This window comes from Citrobacter sp., assembly GCF_050252275.1.
In the GTDB taxonomy this organism is placed as follows: Bacteria; Pseudomonadota; Gammaproteobacteria; order Enterobacterales; family Enterobacteriaceae; genus Citrobacter_A; species Citrobacter_A amalonaticus.
The window spans coordinates 1-5,186 of sequence record NZ_JBFWLF010000315.1; the positions used below are offsets into that span (position 1 = coordinate 1).

The 5,186-nt window shown below is 54.6% G+C and carries 5 protein-coding genes; 3 read left to right on the forward strand and 2 right to left on the reverse strand.

Annotation, left to right across the window (positions count from 1 at the left end; translation table 11 throughout):
* The coding region (locus AB7E14_RS20315; protein ID WP_428169861.1) for an ATP-binding cassette domain-containing protein at positions 1-582 on the reverse strand (582 nt) is incomplete at its 3' end.
* Between the two features lie 369 nt (positions 583-951).
* Between AB7E14_RS20315 and malE the strand changes: the two genes are divergently transcribed.
* The 3 genes from malE to malG all read left to right on the forward strand — a co-directional run bounded on the left by malE (position 952) and on the right by malG (position 4,807).
* Entirely contained in the window at positions 952-2,142 is a 1,191-nt protein-coding gene (gene malE, locus AB7E14_RS20320; RefSeq protein ID WP_042999028.1) for a maltose/maltodextrin ABC transporter substrate-binding protein MalE, read from the forward strand.
* Positions 2,143-2,268: 126 nt separating this feature from the next.
* Positions 2,269-3,813, forward strand: coding sequence for a maltose ABC transporter permease MalF (gene malF / locus AB7E14_RS20325; protein ID WP_044253367.1), 1,545 nt, complete (start codon positions 2,269-2,271; stop codon positions 3,811-3,813).
* A gap of 103 nt (positions 3,814-3,916) precedes the next feature.
* Positions 3,917-4,807 carry a maltose ABC transporter permease MalG gene (gene malG / locus AB7E14_RS20330; RefSeq protein WP_044253369.1) on the forward strand — a complete coding sequence of 297 codons (891 nt, stop codon included), beginning with the start codon at positions 3,917-3,919 and terminating at the stop codon, positions 4,805-4,807.
* Between the two features lie 92 nt (positions 4,808-4,899).
* Here the strand turns inward: malG and AB7E14_RS20335 are convergent.
* Positions 4,900-5,186, reverse strand: a 287-nt coding sequence (locus tag AB7E14_RS20335) for a phosphate-starvation-inducible protein PsiE (protein ID WP_428169862.1), incomplete at its 5' end; no start/stop codon positions are given.

Below are 5,186 nucleotides of genomic sequence, written 5' to 3' on the forward strand. Positions count from 1 at the left end.
CTGATCGTGGGTGACGTAGATCATCGTGCGACCCAAGCGTTTATGCAGACGGGAGACTTCGATACGCATCTGCACGCGCAGCGCGGCATCAAGGTTGGAGAGGGGTTCATCGAGCAGGAACACACGCGGTTCCGCCACCAGCGTACGGCCAATCGCCACGCGCTGGCGCTGTCCCCCAGAAAGGGCTTTCGGTTTACGCTCCAGCAGATGCGCCAGTTGCAGCACTTCGGCAACCTGGTTAACACGCTGATTCATTACCTCTTTTTTCGCGCCCGCCAGTTTCAGGCCAAACGACATATTTTCGGCAACGGATAAATGGGGGTAGAGCGCGTAGGACTGGAAGACCATACCGACGCCACGCTCTGCAGGGGGGATATCGTTCATGCGGGTTTCCCCAATATAGAGGTCTCCGCTGGTAATCGTTTCAAGTCCGGCAATCATACGGAGCAGGGTCGATTTGCCGCAGCCTGACGGTCCAACAAACACCACGAATTCCCCTTCGTGAATGTCGAGATTGATATCTTTCGATACCACCACATCACCCCAGGCTTTCGTTACATTTCGCAGCTGTACGCTCGCCATGCCTTCTCCCTTCGTTACAACCTGTCATTGACAGCAACATTCATGATGGCCTGACTATGCGGGATTCACTGCGAGCGTGAATCCTCCACCCCCCAGCTTTTTTATGGGGGAGGAGTCGGGAGGATGAGGGAAGGAAGTCTGAGACCCAGGCCGGGGGACATCGCGTAATTTCGTGATGTTCCCCGCAAAAATGAGTCTGTTTTTATGTGCGCCAGTACGCATTACTCATATTTCTGCAACACAGATCACATAAAGAGCGGGTGGGGCGTAGGGGTAAGGAGGATGGAAAGAGGATGTCAAATAAGGAGACTGAGTCACGTTGAACCACTGAAGTCTTACCACGAGCACATCACCAAAAGGATGGCAGATATGAAGATCAAGACTGGCGCACGCGTTTTCGCATTGTCCGCCCTCGCAGCAATGATGATTTCCGCACCGGCTCTGGCCAAAATTGAAGAAGGTAAACTGGTTATCTGGATTAACGGCGACAAAGGCTATAACGGCCTGGCCGAAGTGGGTAAAAAATTCGAGAAAGACACCGGTATCAAAGTGACCATCGAGCACCCGGACAAGCTGGAAGAGAAATTCCCGCAGGTCGCGGCAACTGGTGACGGTCCGGACATCATTTTCTGGGCGCACGATCGTTTTGGCGGTTACGCACAGTCTGGCCTGCTGGCTGAAATCACGCCGGATAAAGCGTTCCAGGACAAACTCTATCCGTTCACCTGGGATGCCGTGCGTTACAACGGCAAACTGATCGCCTATCCGATCGCGGTTGAAGCGCTGTCGCTGATTTACAACAAAGACCTGGTGGCAAACCCGCCGAAGACCTGGGAAGAAATTCCGGCACTGGATAAAGAGCTGAAGGCGAAAGGTAAGAGCGCGCTGATGTTCAACCTGCAAGAGCCGTACTTCACCTGGCCGCTGATTGCTGCCGACGGCGGTTACGCATTCAAGTTTGAAAACGGCACGTACGACGTGAAAGACGTGGGCGTCGACAGCGCAGGCGCGAAAGCGGGTCTGGGCTTCCTGGTTGACCTCATCAAGAACAAACACATGAACGCCGACACCGACTACTCCATCGCCGAAGCGGCCTTTAACAAAGGCGATACGGCGATGACCATCAACGGTCCGTGGGCATGGACGAACATCGATAAGAGCAAAGTGAACTACGGCGTCACCCTGCTGCCAACCTTCAAAGGCAAACCGTCTAAACCGTTCGTCGGCGTGCTGAGTGCCGGTATTAACGCCGCCAGCCCGAATAAAGAACTGGCAAAAGAGTTCCTGGAAAACTACCTGCTGACCGATCAAGGTCTGGAAGAAGTGAACAAGGACAAACCGCTGGGCGCCGTGGCGCTGAAATCCTATCAGGATCAGTTAGCGAAAGATCCACGTATCGCCGCCACCATGGATAACGCCCAGAAAGGCGAAATCATGCCGAACATCCCGCAGATGTCTGCGTTCTGGTACGCGGTTCGTACGGCGGTCATCAACGCCGCCAGCGGTCGTCAGACCGTTGACGCAGCACTGAAAGACGCGCAGGGCCGTATCACCAAGTAATGCTGTCGATGTGCCTGATGGCGCTGCGCTTATCAGGCCTACAAACGTCTGTAGGCCGGATAAGGCATTTATGTCGCCATCCGGCACATTCACGACAAGATTTCACTGTTGTAGAGGAAGATCCCCATGGATGTCATTAAAAAGAAACATTGGTGGCAAAGCGACACGCTGAAATGGTCAGTGATAGGTCTGCTGGGCCTGCTGGTGGGTTACCTTGTTGTTTTAATGTATGCACAGGGGGAGTACCTGTTCGCCATCATGACGCTGATTTTAAGCTCTGCTGGCCTGTACATTTTTGCCAACCGTAAGACCTACGCCTGGCGCTACGTTTACCCTGGCATGGCTGGTATGGGACTGTTTGTCCTGTTTCCGCTGATTTGCACCATCGCCATTGCCTTTACCAACTACAGCAGCACCAACCAGCTCACTTTCGAACGCGCCCAAGAGGTGCTGATGGACCGCTCTTATCAGGCGGGTAAATCCTTTAACTTCGGGCTGTATCCTGCCGGTGAAGAGTGGCAACTGGCCCTCACCGACGGCGAAACCGGAAAGAATTACCTCTCCGACGCCTTTAAATTTGGTGGCGAGCAAAAGCTGGCGCTGAAAGAGACAGACGCCCTGCCGACCGGTGAACGCGCAACGCTGCGCATCATCACCCAGAATCGCCAGGCGCTGAATCAGATTACCGCCGTGATGCCCGATGGCAGCAAAGTGATCATGAGCTCGCTGCGCCAGTTCTCCGGTACGCAGCCGCTGTACACCCTCGCTGATGACGGCATGTTGACCAACAACCAGAGCGGCGTGAAATACCGTCCCAATAACGACATCGGCTATTACCAGTCCATCAATGCGGACGGCAACTGGGGTGATGAGAAGCTGAGTCCAGGCTACACCGTGACCATCGGCTGGGATAATTTTACCCGCGTCTTTACGGACGAAGGGATCCAGAAGCCATTCTTCGCCATCTTCGTGTGGACGGTGGTTTTCTCAGTGCTGACCGTGATTCTGACCGTCGCTGTGGGGATGGTGCTGGCGTGTCTGGTGCAGTGGGAATCGCTGAAAGGTAAGGCCATTTACCGCGTCCTGCTGATCCTGCCGTACGCCGTGCCGTCGTTTATCTCAATTCTGATTTTCAAAGGGCTGTTCAACCAGAGCTTTGGTGAAATCAACATGATGCTGAGCGCGCTGTTTGGCATCAAACCGGCGTGGTTCAGCGATCCGACCACTGCCCGTTCGATGATTATTATCGTCAACACCTGGCTCGGTTATCCGTACATGATGATCCTGTGCATGGGCTTGCTGAAAGCGATTCCGGACGACCTGTACGAAGCCTCGGCAATGGATGGCGCAGGCCCGTTCCAGAACTTCTTTAAGATTACGCTCCCGCTGCTGATCAAGCCGCTGACGCCGCTGATGATCGCCAGCTTCGCTTTTAACTTTAACAACTTCGTGCTGATTCAACTGTTAACCAACGGCGGTCCGGATCGCCTCGGAACGACCACGCCAGCCGGGTATACCGACCTGTTAGTGAGCTACACCTATCGCATCGCCTTTGAAGGCGGCGGCGGTCAGGACTTTGGTCTGGCGGCGGCAATCGCCACGCTGATCTTCCTGCTGGTCGGCGCCCTGGCGATTGTGAACCTGAAAGCCACACGCATGAAATTTGATTAATCAGCATCACCAGGCGTCATTGGCGCCGCCAGTCTGGATGCTGCCAGCATTCAGAATGGCAAGTGAAATAGCCTGGAGCGGTATTAAGGAGTGAAGAAAAATTATGGCTATGGTCCAACCGAAATCTCAAAAGTTGCGCCTCTTTATCACGCACCTGCTGCTGCTGATATTTATCGCGGCGATCATGTTCCCGCTGCTGATGGTTATCGCCATCTCGCTGCGTGAAGGTAACTTTGCGACCGGGAGCCTGATCCCGGAAAAAATCTCCTGGGAGCACTGGCGGCTGGCGCTGGGCTTTAGCGTTGAACACGCTGATGGCCGCGTCACGCCGCCCCCCTTCCCGGTACTGTTATGGCTGTGGAACTCGGTGAAAATCGCCGGGATCACTGCAATGGGTATCGTGGCGCTGTCCACTACCTGTGCCTACGCTTTTGCCCGTATGCGCTTCCCTGGCAAAGCCACGCTGCTCAAAGGAATGCTGATTTTCCAGATGTTCCCGGCGGTGCTGTCGCTGGTCGCGTTGTACGCGTTGTTCGATCGCCTCGGTCAGTACATTCCGTTTATCGGTCTGAACACCCACGGCGGGGTGATCTTCGCCTATCTCGGCGGTATCGCACTGCATGTGTGGACCATCAAAGGCTATTTCGAAACCATCGACGGCTCGCTGGAAGAAGCGGCCGCACTGGATGGAGCAACCCCGTGGCAGGCGTTCCGTCTGGTGTTGCTGCCGCTGTCGGTGCCCATTCTGGCGGTGGTCTTTATTCTGTCGTTCATTGCCGCCATCACCGAAGTACCGGTTGCCTCACTGTTGCTACGTGATGTGAACAGCTACACCCTGGCGGTCGGGATGCAGCAGTACCTCAACCCACAAAACTATCTGTGGGGCGATTTTGCCGCTGCCGCCGTGCTGTCCGCGATTCCAATCACTCTGGTCTTCCTGCTGGCGCAGCGCTGGCTGGTCAACGGCCTGACGGCGGGCGGAGTCAAAGGTTAAGTTTCATCGAAGTACCTGTAATGCCACTGCACCCTCAACTTGTTTTATCCAACTTGTGACTGTAATTCGGCGCTCCACGGAGCGCCCTTTTTTTACTCGCGCTTCAGGCGTTTCGAATTACACATCCAAAGGGTGATCACCAGCAGCAGGATCGCCGCCGAATAGATCAACACGTCCATTGGCGATTTGTGATCGACGATGATCAGCCGGACAATCGCGGTGATCCCGATATAGATGAAATAGCGCAGCGGAAAGTGAAAGCCTGACTGAAAGTACTTCACAATCAGCGCGATAAATTCGAAATAGAGAAAGTAGACAACCAGCCCTTCCACCAGCTCATACTTGCTGGCTTGTTCAGGCGCGAAAAGCACATCAGCCA

Bases quoted from the DNA above. Each gene is read 5' to 3' on its own strand.
- malE (WP_042999028.1), top strand. From the start codon at position 952: ATGAAGATCAAGACTGGCGCACGCGTTTTCGCATTGTCCGCCCTCGCA.
- malF (WP_044253367.1), top strand. From the start codon at position 2,269: ATGGATGTCATTAAAAAGAAACATTGGTGGCAAAGCGACACGCTGAAA.
- malG (WP_044253369.1), top strand. From the start codon at position 3,917: ATGGCTATGGTCCAACCGAAATCTCAAAAGTTGCGCCTCTTTATCACG.